This window comes from Pseudomonas sp. MC6, assembly GCF_054790575.1.
This window is the reverse complement of record NZ_CP186504.1, coordinates 5,543,062-5,559,221: the sequence shown is the minus strand read 5'-3', so window position 1 is coordinate 5,559,221 and position 16,160 is coordinate 5,543,062. Positions and strand designations below refer to the sequence as shown.

The 16,160-nt window shown below is 56.8% G+C and carries 15 protein-coding genes; 10 read left to right on the top strand and 5 right to left on the bottom strand.

Annotated elements, in window-relative coordinates; genetic code table 11:
- Window positions 1-87 precede the first annotated feature (87 nt).
- The 4 genes from mdtD to yccS all read left to right on the top strand — a co-directional run bounded on the left by mdtD (window position 88) and on the right by yccS (window position 6,736).
- The gene (gene mdtD / locus ACOYXE_RS24910) at window positions 88-1,515 is read left to right on the top strand and encodes a multidrug transporter subunit MdtD (RefSeq protein ID WP_405122735.1); all 1,428 of its coding nucleotides are present in this window, start codon (window positions 88-90) and stop codon (window positions 1,513-1,515) included.
- An 80-nt stretch (window positions 1,516-1,595) separates the two neighbouring features.
- Window positions 1,596-2,981, top strand: a complete 1,386-nt coding sequence (dbpA, locus tag ACOYXE_RS24905; RefSeq protein ID WP_077574844.1) for an ATP-dependent RNA helicase DbpA — start codon at window positions 1,596-1,598, stop codon at window positions 2,979-2,981.
- Between the two features lie 153 nt (window positions 2,982-3,134).
- Window positions 3,135-4,313 (top strand): BaiN/RdsA family NAD(P)/FAD-dependent oxidoreductase, encoded by a 1,179-nt coding sequence (locus ACOYXE_RS24900; RefSeq protein ID WP_460926784.1) that lies wholly within the window; start codon window positions 3,135-3,137, stop codon window positions 4,311-4,313.
- A gap of 230 nt (window positions 4,314-4,543) precedes the next feature.
- Window positions 4,544-6,736: a YccS family putative transporter gene (gene yccS / locus ACOYXE_RS24895; RefSeq protein WP_460926783.1), complete on the top strand. Its 2,193-nt coding sequence runs from the start codon at window positions 4,544-4,546 to the stop codon at window positions 6,734-6,736.
- Window positions 6,737-6,848: 112 nt separating this feature from the next.
- Here yccS and ACOYXE_RS24890 read toward each other — a convergent pair whose 3' ends face one another.
- Window positions 6,849-7,586, bottom strand: a complete 738-nt coding sequence (locus ACOYXE_RS24890; RefSeq protein ID WP_160059724.1) for a substrate-binding periplasmic protein — start codon at window positions 7,584-7,586, stop codon at window positions 6,849-6,851.
- Window positions 7,587-7,841: 255 nt separating this feature from the next.
- Between ACOYXE_RS24890 and ACOYXE_RS24885 the strand changes: the two genes are divergently transcribed.
- Complete coding sequence (locus tag ACOYXE_RS24885; protein ID WP_034153611.1) at window positions 7,842-8,294, top strand: GNAT family N-acetyltransferase; 453 nt, start codon at window positions 7,842-7,844, stop codon at window positions 8,292-8,294.
- 184 nt (window positions 8,295-8,478) lie between these two features.
- Here the strand turns inward: ACOYXE_RS24885 and ACOYXE_RS24880 are convergent, their stop codons facing one another.
- Genes ACOYXE_RS24880 through ACOYXE_RS24870 form a run of 3 tightly spaced genes read right to left on the bottom strand, consistent with a single transcriptional unit; the run spans window position 8,479 to window position 11,462 of the window.
- Window positions 8,479-8,775, bottom strand: coding sequence for a winged helix-turn-helix domain-containing protein (locus ACOYXE_RS24880; RefSeq protein ID WP_007913779.1), 297 nt, complete (start codon window positions 8,773-8,775; stop codon window positions 8,479-8,481).
- A gap of 30 nt (window positions 8,776-8,805) precedes the next feature.
- A complete protein-coding gene (locus ACOYXE_RS24875) occupies window positions 8,806-9,294 on the bottom strand; it encodes a M48 metallopeptidase family protein (protein WP_460926782.1) in 489 nt (162 codons plus the stop codon).
- Between the two features lie 44 nt (window positions 9,295-9,338).
- A complete protein-coding gene (locus tag ACOYXE_RS24870; protein WP_460926781.1) occupies window positions 9,339-11,462 on the bottom strand; it encodes a putative bifunctional diguanylate cyclase/phosphodiesterase in 2,124 nt (707 codons plus the stop codon).
- A gap of 321 nt (window positions 11,463-11,783) precedes the next feature.
- Between ACOYXE_RS24870 and ACOYXE_RS24865 the strand changes: the two genes are divergently transcribed.
- Entirely contained in the window at window positions 11,784-12,452 is a 669-nt protein-coding gene (locus ACOYXE_RS24865) for a polysaccharide lyase family 7 protein (RefSeq protein ID WP_007913770.1), read from the top strand.
- A gap of 96 nt (window positions 12,453-12,548) precedes the next feature.
- Here ACOYXE_RS24865 and ACOYXE_RS24860 read toward each other — a convergent pair whose 3' ends face one another.
- A complete protein-coding gene (locus tag ACOYXE_RS24860; RefSeq protein WP_460926780.1) occupies window positions 12,549-12,944 on the bottom strand; it encodes a hypothetical protein in 396 nt (131 codons plus the stop codon).
- 702 nt (window positions 12,945-13,646) lie between these two features.
- Here ACOYXE_RS24860 and ACOYXE_RS24855 point away from each other — a divergent pair.
- From ACOYXE_RS24855 to ACOYXE_RS24840, 4 genes are all read left to right on the top strand, one after another.
- A complete protein-coding gene (locus tag ACOYXE_RS24855; RefSeq protein ID WP_034153614.1) occupies window positions 13,647-14,009 on the top strand; it encodes a DUF6124 family protein in 363 nt (120 codons plus the stop codon).
- A gap of 101 nt (window positions 14,010-14,110) precedes the next feature.
- Complete coding sequence (locus ACOYXE_RS24850) at window positions 14,111-14,362, top strand: helix-turn-helix domain-containing protein (RefSeq protein WP_460926779.1); 252 nt, start codon at window positions 14,111-14,113, stop codon at window positions 14,360-14,362.
- Window positions 14,359-15,558, top strand: coding sequence for a type II toxin-antitoxin system HipA family toxin (locus ACOYXE_RS24845; RefSeq protein WP_460926778.1), 1,200 nt, complete (start codon window positions 14,359-14,361; stop codon window positions 15,556-15,558). Before ACOYXE_RS24850 ends, ACOYXE_RS24845 begins: the two co-directional genes overlap by 4 nt.
- Before the next feature lie 297 nt (window positions 15,559-15,855).
- Window positions 15,856-16,128, top strand: coding sequence for a hypothetical protein (locus tag ACOYXE_RS24840; RefSeq protein WP_460926777.1), 273 nt, complete (start codon window positions 15,856-15,858; stop codon window positions 16,126-16,128).
- The last annotated feature ends 32 nt before the right edge of the window (window positions 16,129-16,160 follow it).

Sequence of the window (16,160 nt, the reverse complement as noted above, 5' to 3'; positions counted from 1 at the left end):
TGAAATGGCCTCTTCGCGAGCAGGCTCGCTCCCACACTGACCGTGCTCGACCTTGGATTTGTATTAACTCCAACGACAAGAGGTTCCATGCCCAACCGCCCGCCTCTCGACGCCATCACCGCCCGCTGGTTGCCGTGGGTCGTCGCTATCGCTTTCTTCATGCAGTCCCTCGACGGGACCATCCTTAACACCGCGCTGCCGGCCATGGCTCGCGATCTGGCCGAAGATCCGTTGCGCATGCAAGGTGTAGTGATCTCCTACATGCTCACCGTGGCGTTGCTGATCCCGGCCTCTGGCTGGATCGCCGATCGCTTCGGCACCAAGAAAATCTTCTTCGGCGCGATCCTGCTGTTCAGCTTCGGCTCACTGCTCTGCGCCTTGTCGAGCAGCCTGAGCATGCTGATAGGCGCCCGTGTCATTCAGGGCCTGGGCGGCGCACTGATGCTGCCGGTCGGGCGTTTGGTCGTCCTGCGCGCCTATCCGCGATCCGAACTGGTGCGGATCATGGGCTTCATCACCATCCCCGGCCTGCTCGGCCCGCTGATCGGCCCGACCATGGGCGGCTGGATGGTCGAATACCTGACGTGGCACTGGATCTTCCTGATCAACCTGCCGGTCGGCGTGATCGGTTGCTACGCGGTGTGGAAGTTCATTCCCGACCTGCGCGGCACCGAGCGCACCCGCTTCGATAGTCTCGGCTTCCTGCTGTTCGGCGCGGCGATGATTCTGATCACCATCGCCATGGAAGGCCTCGGCGAGTTGCACCTGCCGCACCTGCGGGTGATGTTGCTGCTGTTCGGCGGCATGGCCTGTCTGGCCGCGTACTGGTTGCGCGCCGGGCACATCGAAAACCCGCTGTTCGCACCGTCGCTGTTCAAGACCCGGACGTTTGCCGTCGGCATTCTCGGCAACCTCTTCGCGCGTTTGGGCAGCGGTGCTCTGCCGTTTCTGGTGCCGTTGCTGTTGCAAGTGGCGCTCGGTTATTCACCGTCGCAGGCGGGGATGAGCATGCTGCCGCTGGCCGCGGCGGCGATGATCGCCAAGTGGGTCGCACGGCCGCTGATCGAACGGCTCGGTTATCGCATCGTCCTCACCGGCAACACCTTGGCACTGGGGATCATGCTGGCGAGCATGGGCCTGGTCAGCGAGCAGACGCCGTACTGGCTGCTGTTGTGTCTGCTGGCGATTCTCGGCGCGATCAACTCGCTGCAATTCACCGCGATGAACACCGTGACCCTGATCGACCTCGACGATGCGAGCGCCAGTAGCGGCAACAGCTTGCTCTCGGTGGTGGCGCAATTATCGTTGAGCCTGGGGGTGGCGTGCGCCGGTGCGTTGCTCGGCGGGTTTACCGCAGAGATCGGTAACGATGGCGTGGAGACCGTGCTCGGTGCGTTCCAGCTGACCTTCGTCACCGTCGGCATCATGGCGATGCTCGCTGCGACGATCTTCTCGCAACTGTCGAAACAAGACGGTCGGCGTGCCAAACGCCCGGAAGAACACATCGAACATTAACCACTGTTCGTCCAGAACTTTCGAAGAAAGTGGCACGGGGCTGCTACACTGCGCGACATTTTGTTTTGCAGGCCAGTCCCGTGACCACCATCGCCACCGCTTTTAATACTCTGCCGCTGTCCGCCGCCATGCTGGCTAACCTCGAATCCCTCGGTTATGCCCAGATGACGCCGATCCAGGCGCAGAGCTTGCCGGTGATCCTCAAGGGGATGGACCTGATCGCCCAGGCCAAGACCGGCAGCGGCAAGACCGCCGCGTTCGGTATCGGCCTGCTGAACCCGATCAACCCGCGTTATTTCGGTTGCCAGGCGCTGGTGATCTGCCCGACCCGTGAGCTGGCCGACCAGGTCGCCAAGGAAATCCGTCGTCTGGCCCGTGCCGAAGACAACATCAAGGTCCTGACCCTGTGCGGCGGCGTGTCCTTCGGCCCGCAGATCGCCTCGCTGGAACACGGCGCGCACATCATCGTCGGCACCCCGGGCCGCATTCAGCAGCACCTGCGCAAGGGTTCGCTGGTGCTTGATGGCCTGAACACTTTGATCCTCGACGAAGCCGATCGCATGCTCGACATGGGTTTCTACGACGCCATCGAAGACATCATCATCAAGACCCCGGAGCGTCGTCAGACCCTGCTGTTCTCCGCGACTTATCCAGTGGGCATCAAGCAACTGGCGTCGAAGTTCATGCGTGATCCGCAAACGGTGAAAGCCGAAGCGTTCCACGATGACACGCAGATCGAGCAGCGCTTCTACGAGATCTCCCCGGAAGATCGTATGAGCGTGGTGACCAAAGTCCTGCACCACTTCCGCCCGGCTTCATGCGTGGCGTTCTGCTTCACCAAGCAGCAAGTGCAGGAAACCGTTGATCACCTGACCGCCAAAGGCATTTCCGCCGTCGGCCTGCACGGCGACCTGGAACAGCGTGATCGCGATCAGGTGCTGGCAATGTTCGCCAACCGCAGTACTTCGGTACTGGTTGCCACCGACGTCGCCGCACGCGGTCTGGACATTGATGCGCTGGACATGGTGATCAACGTCGAACTGGCGCGCGATTCGGAAATCCACATTCACCGCGTTGGCCGTACCGGTCGTGCTGGCGAGAAAGGCATCGCGATCAGCCTGGTTGCTCCGGGCGAAGCGCACCGCGCGCAAGCCATCGAACAACTGCAGAAATCGCCGCTGAACTGGGATCAGGTCGATAACCTCAAGTCCCAGGGTCTCGCCCCGCTGCAACCGCCGATGACTACGCTGTGCATCGGTGCTGGCCGTAAAGACAAGGTTCGTCCGGGTGACATTCTGGGTGCATTGACTGGCGATGCCGGTATTCCAGGTGCACAGGTTGGCAAGATCGCGATTTTCGACTTCCAGGCTTATGTAGCCGTTGACCGCACCGTGGCCATGCAGGCCTTGCAGCGCCTGAATGACGGCAAAATCAAAGGCCGTTCGTTGCGCGTCCGCATCCTGTAAACGATCTTCCATTTAACGAAGATCCCTTGTGGGAGCGAGCCTGCTCGCGAAGGCAATCTGTCAGTCGACATCAATGTTGAATGACACACCGCTTTCGCGAGCAGGCTCGCTCCCACAGTTTGTTTTGTAGCGACCCACCATGAGGACACCGTTTTGCGCTCTACCGAAGTCGTGATCATTGGCGCTGGCGCCGCTGGGTTGATGTGTGCACTGACCGCCGCCGGGCGTGGGCGTCAGGTGTTGCTGCTCGACCACGCGAACAAGGCCGGCAAGAAAATCCTGATGTCGGGCGGTGGCCGCTGCAATTTCACCAATATGTACACCGAGCCGAGCAATTTCCTCTCGCAGAACCCACATTTCTGCAAATCCGCTCTGGCGCGCTACACACAGTGGGATTTCATCGGCATGGTCGGCAAACACGCCGTGCCCTATCACGAGAAAAAACTCGGCCAGTTGTTCTGCGATAACAAATCCAGCGACATCCTCGAAATACTCCTCACCGAGTGCGATCAGGCCGGCGTCGAGCTGCATCTGGACACGTCGATTCAGACCATCGAGAAGGTCGAAATCGGTTACCTGCTCGACACCACCCTCGGCCAGATTCAGTGCCAGTCGCTGGTAATCGCCACCGGCGGTCTGTCGATCCCGACGCTGGGCGCCACCGGTTTCGGTTACCAAGTGGCCAAGCAGTTCGGCCACGAATTGCTGCCGACCCGTGCCGGGCTGGTGCCATTCACCATCACCGATCAGCTCAAGGAACTCTGCACCGAGCTGTCCGGCACTTCGGTGGATTGTCTGGTCAGCTGCAACGACCAGAGCTTTCGCGAGAACATCCTGTTCACTCACCGTGGCCTCAGTGGCCCGGCGATTTTGCAGATTTCCTCGTTCTGGGAATCCGGCGACACGGTGGAGATCAACCTGCTGCCGGATCATGACGCGGCGAGCTGGCTGCAACAGCAAGTGGCCGAGCGTCCGAACAGTGAATTGAAAACTCTGCTGGGTGAGATTTTCACCAAGAAGATGGCCAATCTGCTGGCGGACAACTGGTTCGTATCCAAGCCGATGAAGCAGTACACCCACGCCGAACTGGCGGAAATCGCCGAGAAGCTCGGCAGCTGGAAAGTCGTGCCGGCCGGGACTGAAGGTTATCGCACGGCCGAAGTGACCCTCGGCGGCGTCGACACCCGCGAAGTGTCGTCGAAAACCATGGAATCGCTGAAAAGCCCGGGCCTGTACTTTATCGGTGAAGTGCTCGATGTCACCGGCCACCTGGGCGGCTTCAACTTCCAGTGGGCCTGGGCCTCCGGTTACGCTGCCGCGCAGTACGCTTAACTGAAGGCCAAATACAAAACCCTGTAGGAGTGAGCCTGCTCGCGATAGCGGTGAATCAGTCGATGAATGCATTGGCTGACACACCGCTATCGCGAGCAGGCTCACTCCTACAGTTGTTATGTGTGATGCAGTAAGGAACACTTTTTGCTGTCAGATGTGATCGGCGCCATTGCGTCGGCGTCATTACTGGCTCAATTTAGCGGCATCGCCTCGGAAGGCCTTCGCACTTCATGTCCTCGACCTCGTTTCGTCAGTCTTTGCGGCGCCTGTGGGCGCTGGATAAATTCAGCTACAGCGTGCGGGTGTTCATCGCCCTGACCGGCAGCATGGCGCTGTGTTGGTATCAGGATGAAATGGGCCTGCTGATCCCGTTGTTCCTGGGGATTATCGCCAGCGCCCTGGCCGAAACCGACGACAGTTGGCAAGGCCGCCTTAACGCCCTTGCCGTAACGCTGGTGTGTTTCAGCATCGCCGCGCTGTCGGTGGAATTGCTCTTCCCCTACCCCATCGTGTTTGCCATTGCTTTGGCGCTGGCGAGTTTCGGCCTGACCATGCTCGGTGCGCTCGGCGAGCGTTATGGGGCGATTGCCTCGGCGACGTTGATTCTGTCGGTGTACACGATGATCGGCGTTGATCAGCGCGGCGGTGCGGTCACCGATTTCTGGCACGAACCGATGCTGCTGGTCGCCGGTGCGGCGTGGTACGGCTTGCTCTCGGTGGTGTGGCAGGCGCTGTTTTCCAACCAGCCGGTGCAGCAGAGTCTGGCGCGCTTGTTCCGTGAACTGGGCTTTTACCTGAAGCTGAAATCCTCGCTGTTCGAGCCGATCCGGCAGATGGACGTCGAAGCGCGGCGCCTGGAGCTGGCCCAACAAAACGGTCGCGTGGTGGCAGCGCTGAACAGTGCCAAGGAAATCATCCTGCACCGCGTCGGCAACGGCCGTCCCGGTTCGAAAGTCAGCCGCTATCTGAAGCTGTACTTCCTCGCTCAAGACATCCACGAACGCGCCAGCTCCTCGCACTATCCGTACAACGCGCTGGCCGAAGCGTTCTTCCACAGTGACGTGCTGTTCCGCTGCCAACGCCTGTTGCGCCAGCAAGGCAAGGCCTGCCGCGCCTTGGCCGAATCGATCCAGATGCGTCAGCCGTTCATTTACGACGCGAGTTTCGCCGAAGCCCTGAGCGATCTCGATGCGTCCCTCGAACACTTGCGTATTCAGAGCAATCCGGCCTGGCGCGGACTGCTGCGTTCACTGCGCGCACTGGCCGCCAACCTCGGCACCCTCGATCGTTTACTCAGCGACGCGAGTAATCCCGATGCCTTGGCCGATGCGACCGATAGCAGCCTGCTCGACCGCTCGCCGCGCAACCTCAAGGATGTGTGGATTCGCCTGCGCACGCAGCTGACGCCGACCTCTTTGTTGTTCCGCCACGCTCTGCGACTGCCCTTGGCGCTGAGTATCGGCTATGGCATGGTGCATCTGATTCACCCGTCCCAGGGTTATTGGATCATCCTCACCACTCTTTTCGTCTGCCAGCCGAACTACGGCGCGACCCGGCGCAAGCTCGGTCAGCGGATCTTCGGCACCGCCATTGGCCTGACCGTGGCGTGGGCGCTGTTCGATCTGTTCCCGAGCCCGTTGGTGCAGTCCTGTTTCGCCATCGCTGCCGGCGTGGTGTTCTTTACCAACCGCACCACCCGCTACACCTTGGCGACGGCAGCGATAACCATCATGGTGCTGTTCTGCTTCAACCAGGTCGGCGACGGCTACGGGCTGTTCCTGCCACGGTTGTTCGATACGCTGCTGGGCAGCCTGATTGCCGGCCTGACGGTGTTCCTGTTCCTGCCGGACTGGCAGGGTCGACGCCTGAACAAAGTGCTGGCCAACACCCTGACCTGCAACAGCATCTACCTGCGCCAGATCATGCAGCAGTACGCCGCCGGCAAAAGTGACGACCTCGCCTATCGGCTGGCCCGACGCAACGCGCACAACGCCGATGCGGCGCTGTCGACGACGTTGGCGAACATGCTCATGGAGCCGGGGCATTTCCGTAAGGAAGCGGATGTCGGTTTTCGCTTTCTGGTGTTGTCGCACACGTTGTTGAGTTATCTGTCGGGGTTGGGCGCGCATCGGGAAACTCAGTTACCCGCTGATGTGCGCGAGCATTTGATCGATGGCGCCGGAGTGAAACTGGCGACGAGCATCGACGAAATTGCCCAGGGGCTAGCCAACAAGCAGCCGGTGGCGATTCAGAGTGATGAAGAAGAAGCGCTGGCCAATGAGCTGGAGCAGATGGCTGATGAGATCGATGAAGGGCAGCGGTTGGTGCAGACGCAACTCGCGTTGATTTGCCGGCAACTCGGACCGTTGCGCACGTTGGCGGCGCACTTGATCAAGGACAGCTCAGAAATCAGCGGCGGCTGACAGGGCGTCATCGCGAGCAGGCTCACTCCTACAGGGGAACGCATTTCAAATTGTAGGCCTTCGCCTGCTCGCGATAGGGACATCAGCCACACAGAGGATTCTGGATCAGCCTTCACATCCCATGCTGCCTCAACAACTTGTCATAACTCCCGTCCGCCTTCATCGCCGCAATCGCCTTATCAAACCCCGCGACAATCTGCTCATGCTGCGGATTCTTCAGGCTGACCAAAATATGCAGGCTGTTCTCACTCAACGGCTTGGGCAAAAACTCCACTGAATTGCGCACCTTGGCCGATTCGCGCGCCAGGTAATACTTCGCCACATACTCGTCTTCCAGCGTCAGCTTGACCCGATCCGCCGCGAGCATGCGCACGGCCATGGCGAAGTTATGCACAGGGACTTTCTGCAACGCCGTGTCGGCATCGAACGGCGCCGAATAGGCGTAGCCGCGCACCACCGCAATCGGATAAGTGTGCAGTTGCTGCAGATTGGAATAATCAAGTGGCGTGTCTTTGCGCTTGAGAAAGCGGATGCGGTTGAGCAGGTATTCACCGGAAAACTGGCCGAGCTTGGTCCGTTCGTCGTTGTACCAAGCGTTGACCAATACATCGTAGCGGCCCTCGCCAACGCCAAGCAGTGCCCGTGCCCAAGGTACCTGCTCGTAACCGCTGGCATAACCGGACCGGGCCAGCGCAGTTGTGACGATGTCGGTGGCCAGTCCGCCGTTGACCAGCGTGTCGTCGGTAAAGGGTGGCCAGATATCAAACACCAGCCGCAGCTTGTCCGCTGCAGCGGTCTGAGCCAGCAAGAGCAGTCCGGTCAAAGCAAAGGCTCGATGCAAACGCGGCATGCTTGAAAATCCTTAGCGGGCGAGTTGCCCAGCATGTTTTCAGTCAAAACCCCAAGGCCCCTTACCGGCAAAACCCAGGCCCTAACATTAGCTCATTGCAGCCAGTGCACAGGGCTCTCCAGCAGATTACACAAAGTCGCCGAGGCTGCGAGAAAGGAATGATGGCATTTTGACCTTTGTCACAGACTCTTACGCCATAAAGACATCTTTGCCGCAGGCGCTTAGTATCGGGCGACACGTTCAAGGAATCGGCAAATGACAATCGAATGGGTCTGCAAACATCACAGTGATCTGGGCAAGGAACAGCTGTACGCGCTGTTGAAGCTGCGCTCGGACGTGTTCGTGGTTGAACAGAAATGCGCTTATCCGGACCTCGACGGTCAGGATCTGGAAGGCGATACCTATCACCTGATGGGTTGGGAAGATGACCAGTTGATGGCGTACCTGCGCCTGCTGGATCCGGAATCCCAGGGCGGAGACGTGGTGATCGGCCGCGTGATTACCGCACCACAGGGACGCGGCAAAGGGCTGGGTCACGAGATGATGGAGCAGGCGCTGAAGCAGGCCGAGAAGCATTGGCCGCAAGTGCCGATCTATCTGTCGGCGCAGGCGCATTTGCAGGGGTATTACGGTCGGTACGGGTTTGTTGTGGCGGGCGAGGAGTATCTGGAGGATGACATTCCACATATCGGGATGCGTCGTGCCTGAAGAGCCCCTCACCCTAGCCCTCTCCCAGGGGGAGAGGGGACTGACCTTATTGTCTTGCGGCAGACATCGACCTGAAAAACCGAGTCGATTATGGATTCACAGCAACACTTTCAGTTCGGCGTACCTCTCCAATATCCCCCAATCGGCCCCCTCTCCCTCCAGGAGAGGGCTGGGGTGAGGGCATTTAGGGATACTCAAGCACTGCCTTGATCTGCCGCAAATTACGCTCGATCCACCCGCGATCAATCGCCCCCCACTCACGAATCCGATAGCGCCCGGCGTGATTGCGCGCGCCCTCTTCCTGCTCGAACTCACAAACGATATCCAGATCCGCCAACGCCGCAATCGTGTCCTGCGCCGTGCGCCGGGGCATGCCGGTCACTTCGGTCAGCGTCGGCACACTCGGCGCCAGACCGCTGTCGATCAGGTACGCCACATACAAGCGACGGTAGAAACTGCTTTTGGTCTTGCTGACGTCCATCCACACCTTCCTGGTTGCGTACTGTTAAGCCTACAGATCCCGCCACGTCAGGTACACGCGCAGATCAAACTCGACCTGGTGATACCCCGGCAGCATGTGCTCGCACAATTTATAGAACGCCTTGTTGTGATCCGATTCCTTGAAGTGCGCCAGTTCATGCACGACGATCATTTTCAGAAAGTCCGGCGCGGCGTCCTTGAACAACGAGGCGATACGAATCTCTTTCTTGGCCTTGAGCTTGCCGCCCTGCACCCGTGAAACCGTGGTGTGCAGACCGAGGGCGCGGTGGGTCAGGTCGAGGCGGTTATCAAACAGCACCTTGTCGATGGCCGGGGCGTTGCGCAGGTATTCCTGCTTCAAGTCCAGCGCGTAGCTGTACAAGGCTTTGTCGCTCTGCACATCGTGCCGCCCTGAATAGCGTTGATTCAGGTATTCACCCAGACGCTCTTCGGCGATCAGTTGGCGCACCTGGTCCTGCAATTGCGCGGGATAGGCCTGGAGGTACTTCAACACAGTCATGGACGAGCAACACGGTTCGAAAAAGGTGCGCCAGTGTAGCGAATTCAACCGGGCAGCGCGCTCCAGTCAAACGGTTCGGCGAAGCTGGCCGCATCCTCGGCGATCAATGGCCGCGCGACGAGGAAGCCCTGCACATATTCACAGCCGTGGGCTTGCAGCCATTGGTATTGCTCGATGGTTTCCACCCCTTCGGCAATCACCAGCAAACCGTATTGCTTGCACAGACTGATCACCGTGCTGACCAGTGAGGCGTCGCGTTTCGAGTCAGGCAATCGCGCAATGAGATGGCGATCAAGCTTGAGCGTATCCAGCTCCAGATCGCGCAGATGCGCCAGCGAACACGGCCCGGAGCCAAAATCGTCCAACGCAACGCGCACGCCGAGATGACGCAGCAAACGCAGCTGTTTGCGGGTTTCGTCAGGGTTTTGCATCAGTGCTTCTTCGGTGACCTCGACCTCCAGTTGCCGGGGTTGCAAGGCATGTCGCTCCATGACCTGGCGCAATTCGGTGACCAGATTCGGCAGGCTGAACTGGGTGTTGCTCAAACTCACGCCGAGCACCAGATCCTCGGCAAACAGGGTTTCCCAGGCTTTGCGCTGACCGGCGCCGCGATGATAAATCCAGCTGCCGAGGCGGCTGATCAGCCGCGCCTCTTCCAGCAGCGGCAGGAACAAACCCGGCGGCACATCGCCGACACTCGGATGCTGCCAACGCAACAACGCTTCGAAACCGCGAATCTGGCCAGTGTCGATGGCCACTTGCGGCTGATACACCAGATTGAAATCGCGGTTCTCGATGGCGGCCCGCACGCTTTCCTCGAGCATCAGCCGCGAACGGGCCCGGCCGTTCATTTCATGATCATAGAAACGATATTGCTGACGCCCGGCGCGCTTGGCTTCGTACATGGCGATGTCCGATGCGCGCAGCAGTCCGTCGAGGTTGGAGCCGCAATCCGGATAAGTGGCGATGCCGATGCTGGCGCCGAGGGCGATGTCCAGCCCTTCGATCTGCTGACAGATCGACACCCGCTCAATGAGTTTCTCGGCAATCTTCGCCGCTTGCTCGGGGAATTCCAGATCGAGCAACGCGGTGAATTCGTCGCCGCCCATGCGCGCGAGAATGTCGAACGGCCGCAGACAGGCTTTCAATTGCTCGGAGACCCAACGCAACACCCGATCGCCGGCATCGTGACCGAGTGAATCGTTGACCCGTTTGAAGCCATCAAGATCCAGATACAGCAACACCCAACTGCTATCACTGCGTTCACCACGCAACAGCAAGTTTTCAACGGTCTGGTAAAAGCCGCGACGGTTGAGCAAACCGGTCAGTGGATCGGTGACCGCTTGAAATTCGAGCTGCTGGTGCAAGTGACGCACCACCGACATGTCCAGCACAGTCACCACCATTGCGTGCTGCTCGGCGGGCAACGCCGCGCAGGACAGGGCCACCGGCACCTGCTGGCCGGGCGCGGTGCGCAGCAAGGCGTCGTGCAATCTTAATGTTTCGCCACGCTTGTAGCCGGCATAAAACTCGGAATCAGCCCACAGCGGAATGTGCGGCTTCTGCAGATAATCGAGAAATTCTTTACCTTCCAACTCCTTCACCGGCGCATTCAGCAACCGCGAAATCGCCGGATTGGCAAAGCGGATCAAACCGTCCTCGCCCACCACCAATATCCCCTCGGCGGCGTTATCCAGCACCGAGGCATTGAAGGCGCGCGCCACTTCCAGGTCATGACTCAGGCGCTGCAAGGCGCGGCGATTGCGCTGGTGTTCCAGCAACGCCTGCACCTTGGGTTTGAGGATCTGCGGGTCGAACGGCTTGAACAGGTAATCCACCGCGCCACTGGCGTAGCCCTTGATCACGGCGTCCTGGGACTGTTCATTGGCGGTCAGAAAGATGATCGGCGTCAGGCGCGTGCGCTGGCTGCCGCGCATCAGCCGCGCCACCTCAAAGCCGTCCATGCCCGGCATCTGCACATCCAGCAGCACCAGGTCGACGTCATGCGAGAGCAAAATATTGAGCGCTTCGAAGCCGGAAGCCGCAGTGAGGACGTGCCAATCCTGACGCTGCAGCAACGCGCGCATGCTGATCAGATTTTCAGGGTAATCATCAACGATCAAAAGGACAGAGCTGCCTTCACTTGGCGGGGGTTGCGCGCATTCCATGCTGCTTCTCTTGTCGGGACTTTCGGTCGGTTTCCGGTAAAAACCGCACACATACTGAGCCTTCACTCTAGTACTGGATCCAAGAAAGCAGAAGCTGTCATCAGGCCATCATTTAACCAAAGCGTGAATTTGCCGACTAACGGTCACCGCTGAAGCCCCCGGAAACCGGCAGAGATGGCATTTCGACAGGATGTTGACGTCAATCATCTGCCAAACGGGCGTTAACAAATTTCCCCTCTACGCTTATAAAGGCCGCCCCAAAACGTGCGGGCTAGAGCTTCTGGCACGTACGTGCAGTGAACTTTGAGTGGAAGAACCGACATGATCGATCTCGCAACCTGGAACCTCAGCGTTCCCGTTGGCAGCCCGCCATACACCGTCGAAACCTCAAAACTGGTGAACGGCTTCAAAGATCAGTACTTCCATTCCGACACCGGCACCTTGTTCTTCTGGTCACCGGTTACCGGGTCAAAAACCGAAAACGCCATCTACCCCCGCACCGAACTGCGCGAAACCTACAGCAACGGCACCTTGCGCAACTGGTATTACCCGGACGCCGACAACCTGCTGCGCGCGACCCTCACGGTGAACAAAGTGCCCAGCTCCGGCAAGATCGTCATCGGCCAGATTCATGCTTATGAAAGCCAGAAGCCGATGGTCAAACTTGAATATCAGTACAAGACAAAAACCGAAACCGGCAACCTGGTGATCAAAGTGCGAATGCACCCCGATGACGACGAAAGCCGTGTCATCACCCTTGCCACCGGGGTCAAACTGGATCGCGAATTCAACTACCTCATCCACTTGAGCCCCGGCGGCGCGTTGGGTGTGAGTGCGGCGGGATATCAGTGGGATTCACAGATCAGTGCAACGTGGCGGAATAAGCCGTTGTACTTCAAGGCTGGGGTTTATGTGCAGGACAACACCGGGTATACGAGTGAGGGGGGGCAGGTGACTTTCAGCAAGCTAGATATCGATCACGACAAATAAATCTCCTAGTTCGCACTAACAGGTGATAACACCGATAAACCGGCAGACTATATGAGTCTGCCGTACGGCATCAGACCAATGTCAGCTGCGGTTTTCTTAGAACTCAAAATCACCTTTTACTTCAAAGACCCCTTCCTCAGAGAGATTAAAAACTCCTTTGGGACGGTCCCCGCCTCTGGTCAAACGAAAAGTACCACTAGCATTTTTATCACCGCTCACCCAATCAAATTCTAAATGAGCCCAAATCGGGCCATGATCATTTCCCTCTAGCTTATATTCCTCACCAACGACAAGACCTCTTTTAAATTTAACCCCCATATAATATTCATGACCATCAAAAGTCCTATACTTTGGATTAAGATAAAAAAATTCTTTATCAGCGTACAAACCTTCATTGTTAAGTTTGAGCGGGTGAGAACCATACTCTGGATGTTTGTAAGTGATATTCAGGTCACCGGCAACTTGTGTTTCAACTTCCAATTCGATTTTCATTTCTTCGCCCTACAAAATAAGTAAGTTCAAAGCTTAATTTTCCGACTGGCCCGACACACCTGTCATATCTGACAGGTTTTTATATCAATAAGAAATATATTCAATACTTTTAATACCCAAAATCTCCGCTGATCTACTATTGCCCGCCAACTCACTGCGCTCAGTCAAGTGCAGAAAAACCATTTTACGGTGGAATATTCGTTCAGTTGAAACGCTCGGTGCTGGGTTGACCTGTTCTCCAAAACCTTTACTGAAAGTCACAGAACCCAACTGTGGGAGCTGCCGAAGGCTGCGATATTTTGACTTTGTCTGTTCAAGATCAAAAGATCGCAGCCTTCGGCAGCTCCTACATTTAAACGTGGTTGTTTAGATCGGCCGGCGGTTACTTCCGGATGCCTACAACAGCTTGCGTCGTTGCCTACGGGTAGGCCAGAATCCGCCGGCTTGTGCGCCTGGCGAGCCATCGGTAACTTGATTCGCGTCACTGATTTCCAGTGATCGGGTTTAGTAGCCCGTGGTGTTTTTCAGTTATGTGCAAAGCGCATCCGTCGGTCATTGCTGTCCGACTTGATGGTGGCTGTGTGCAGGGCGCTTCGGCGCGCCGGTCAATGCTGAATACTCCCCGGTCTACTAACCTGCGCACAGCTGCCACCCTTCTTTTAGTAGAGAAGACGAAGCGGCTCCATCAGGAGTTTTCAGCTAATGATTAAATCAACGCCACACCCGCCAGAAACAGATCCCGCATCCCCCTACGAATCCCTCGATTCCAAAAAACTCAACGACGCCGCCGAACGCGCCCTAGACCATTACCTCAAACCCTCCGCCTTCATCATGGCCAGCACCCATAAACCCGAGCCCATGTACCTCGCCAACCCGAAGTACAACACCGAATCCCTGCTGGCCAACGCCAGCGAAACCCTGGGTTCAGCCAGCGAAATGCTCAACAACTTCGCCGCCATGCTCGACACCTCACACCGCAAGACTGCGCTGGGAATTGCGCAGGTCGTCATGCTCGGTGAACTGGCGGTGAATCAGGCACTGGATCATGTCGAATTAAAGGAATAACCGCCCACAAAAAAACCCGCCTCATGGCGGGTTTCTTATGCAAAATGGATTAAATGTTCCGCATACGCTACATTGACATAAAGATGTTACGGTAGCGCAACATGGATTACTCTCTATTGATCACCCGTCTCGGCATTCAATTACGTGAAAGACGTGTAAATCGTGGCCTGACGCAGGCGCAGCTTGCCGATCTGGCGGGACTGACGCGATACAAGGTCATCGCGGTGGAGAAAGGCACCCTTTCTGTCGGCATGATCGCTTACGCGCGCGTTTTGGCTGCTTTGGACTGCGAACTCTCGGTGGTTCCAGCAACGATGCCAACCCTTGAAGAGATTGGAGATTTATTCGAATGAAAATGGCCTCTCTTCAAGTCAGTACCCCTGAAGGTAACAGCGGCAGACTTTTCAGCGATGCCGAGGATTTCACTTTTCGTTATCACGAAGATGCATCGCCACAACTAGCGATCAGCCTCTTGATGCCTGTACGGCATGACGAGTTTCGTCGGCGTGAGTTGCACCCAGTTTTTCAGATGAACCTGCCAGAAGGCTACGTACTGGAGCAGTTACGCAACCGCTTGGACAAGACTGTGAACGTCGACCCAATGCTGCTACTGGCGCTTTCCGGAAGTACATCGCCCATTGGCAGGGTTCACGTACGCTCTGAAACCGTTGATGCCTTGTTGCAGGCGCAAGAATTTCCGGGAGAAAAACTCGAAGAGATTCTCACGTGGGACGGCACGGAAGATATCTTCGCTGACATGCTTGATCGTTACATCCTGCGGGCAGGCATTTCAGGTGTTCAACCCAAATTGCTGGTGCCGGAGCGGCAAGAAATAGCGTTGCCGAGAGTGACATCCAAAACCTCGGATCTGATCATCAAGAGTGGCAGAGACGAATTCCCGGGCCTGGCGATCAACGAATTCCTTTGCATGTCCATGGCGAAAGAGGCGGGGATTCCCGTTCCACCGTTTTACCTTTCCGACAACGCCAAGCTGTTTGTCATGCGTCGATTTGACCGCGACGACCAACTCAAGCCGATTGGGTTTGAAGACATGGCGGTGCTGATGGGGCTGTCGGCTAATCAGAAGTACAGCAAAAGTTATGCGGCAATCGCTAAGGCTGTTCGAGTGTTTTGCCCGGCGAAACACTTGCGTACGTCGCTTGATCAACTCTTCGATAGCGTCGCCCTGAGCTGCATCGTCGGAAACGGCGACGCTCATTTGAAAAACTTCGGATTGCTCTATTCAGAACCGACGCAACGGGATGCGCATCTGGCGCCGGCTTACGACATCGTCAACACCACGGCCTATATTCCAGAAGATGTTTTGGCATTGGATCTGGCGGGCAACAAGTCAATGTTCGCCTCACGACAAGGGCTTCTGGAATTTGCCCACACCTGTGAAATCGACCAACCCAAGGAGCGCATTCAGCATCTGCTCGCCTCGGTTGAAGCCGTACTCGAGCGCTATCCTCAATATCGCGAACAGGCGCCTCATGTAATCAACGCCATTGAGCACGCGGCAGCGCCATTTTCTTTGACTTTTGGATAGCTTCGTTACTGCGAGCCCCCCCACAAATAACCCGCCTCCTGGCGGGTTATTTATCAGAACGATTTAAAACATCAACATGCCCCCTTCGACGCGCCCCTGAATTCAGCATAAAAGTAATAACCCAGAACAAATCTATCGCCAATAAACATTAAAACCTGTCAGTTATTACAGGTTCGCTTTATAAAATAACCGCCTAACATCCCTCAAGCCAAGAGTAAACACAGAAATACAACTGGCTGAACTTGCCTCATTCAGAAATCAGGCAAGATCCCATAAACATTACAAGGAGTAATAAATATGGCTAACGAAACACGTATCACAACCATCCGAAAAGACGTAAACGCCTTTTTCATTACCGGAACATCCGTTCCTAACCGCAGGATCTACGTCACACTATCTCCACACGGCGCGACTCAGTTAGGAGAAGGAGATTCTAACGGAAACGGAAATTTTGGATTTTTAATTAGTTTCCCAAAGAAAGGCTCACAAGATGTTGTTGCAACAGCCTTGGTAAATGGGCTCGCTGACAACACAAAATGGTCAGACGTATATAAGTTCACGGTTGAATAGTTTAAAAACTTTTGAAACCTATACTATCTGCT

Excerpts from the sequence above, each read along its gene's own strand:
- mdtD (WP_405122735.1), top strand. The coding sequence starts at position 88 with ATGCCCAACCGCCCGCCTCTCGACGCCATCACCGCCCGCTGGTTGCCG.
- ACOYXE_RS24850 (WP_460926779.1), top strand. The coding sequence starts at position 14,111 with ATGGATTACTCTCTATTGATCACCCGTCTCGGCATTCAATTACGTGAA.
- ACOYXE_RS24865 (WP_007913770.1), top strand. The coding sequence starts at position 11,784 with ATGATCGATCTCGCAACCTGGAACCTCAGCGTTCCCGTTGGCAGCCCG.
- ACOYXE_RS24880 (WP_007913779.1), bottom strand. The coding sequence starts at position 8,775 with ATGGACGTCAGCAAGACCAAAAGCAGTTTCTACCGTCGCTTGTATGTG.
- ACOYXE_RS24890 (WP_160059724.1), bottom strand. The coding sequence starts at position 7,586 with ATGCCGCGTTTGCATCGAGCCTTTGCTTTGACCGGACTGCTCTTGCTG.
- ACOYXE_RS24885 (WP_034153611.1), top strand. The coding sequence starts at position 7,842 with ATGACAATCGAATGGGTCTGCAAACATCACAGTGATCTGGGCAAGGAA.
- ACOYXE_RS24875 (WP_460926782.1), bottom strand. The coding sequence starts at position 9,294 with ATGACTGTGTTGAAGTACCTCCAGGCCTATCCCGCGCAATTGCAGGAC.
- ACOYXE_RS24840 (WP_460926777.1), top strand. The coding sequence starts at position 15,856 with ATGGCTAACGAAACACGTATCACAACCATCCGAAAAGACGTAAACGCC.
- ACOYXE_RS24845 (WP_460926778.1), top strand. The coding sequence starts at position 14,359 with ATGAAAATGGCCTCTCTTCAAGTCAGTACCCCTGAAGGTAACAGCGGC.
- ACOYXE_RS24860 (WP_460926780.1), bottom strand. The coding sequence starts at position 12,944 with ATGAAAATCGAATTGGAAGTTGAAACACAAGTTGCCGGTGACCTGAAT.
- yccS (WP_460926783.1), top strand. The coding sequence starts at position 4,544 with ATGTCCTCGACCTCGTTTCGTCAGTCTTTGCGGCGCCTGTGGGCGCTG.
- ACOYXE_RS24855 (WP_034153614.1), top strand. The coding sequence starts at position 13,647 with ATGATTAAATCAACGCCACACCCGCCAGAAACAGATCCCGCATCCCCC.
- ACOYXE_RS24870 (WP_460926781.1), bottom strand. The coding sequence starts at position 11,462 with ATGGAATGCGCGCAACCCCCGCCAAGTGAAGGCAGCTCTGTCCTTTTG.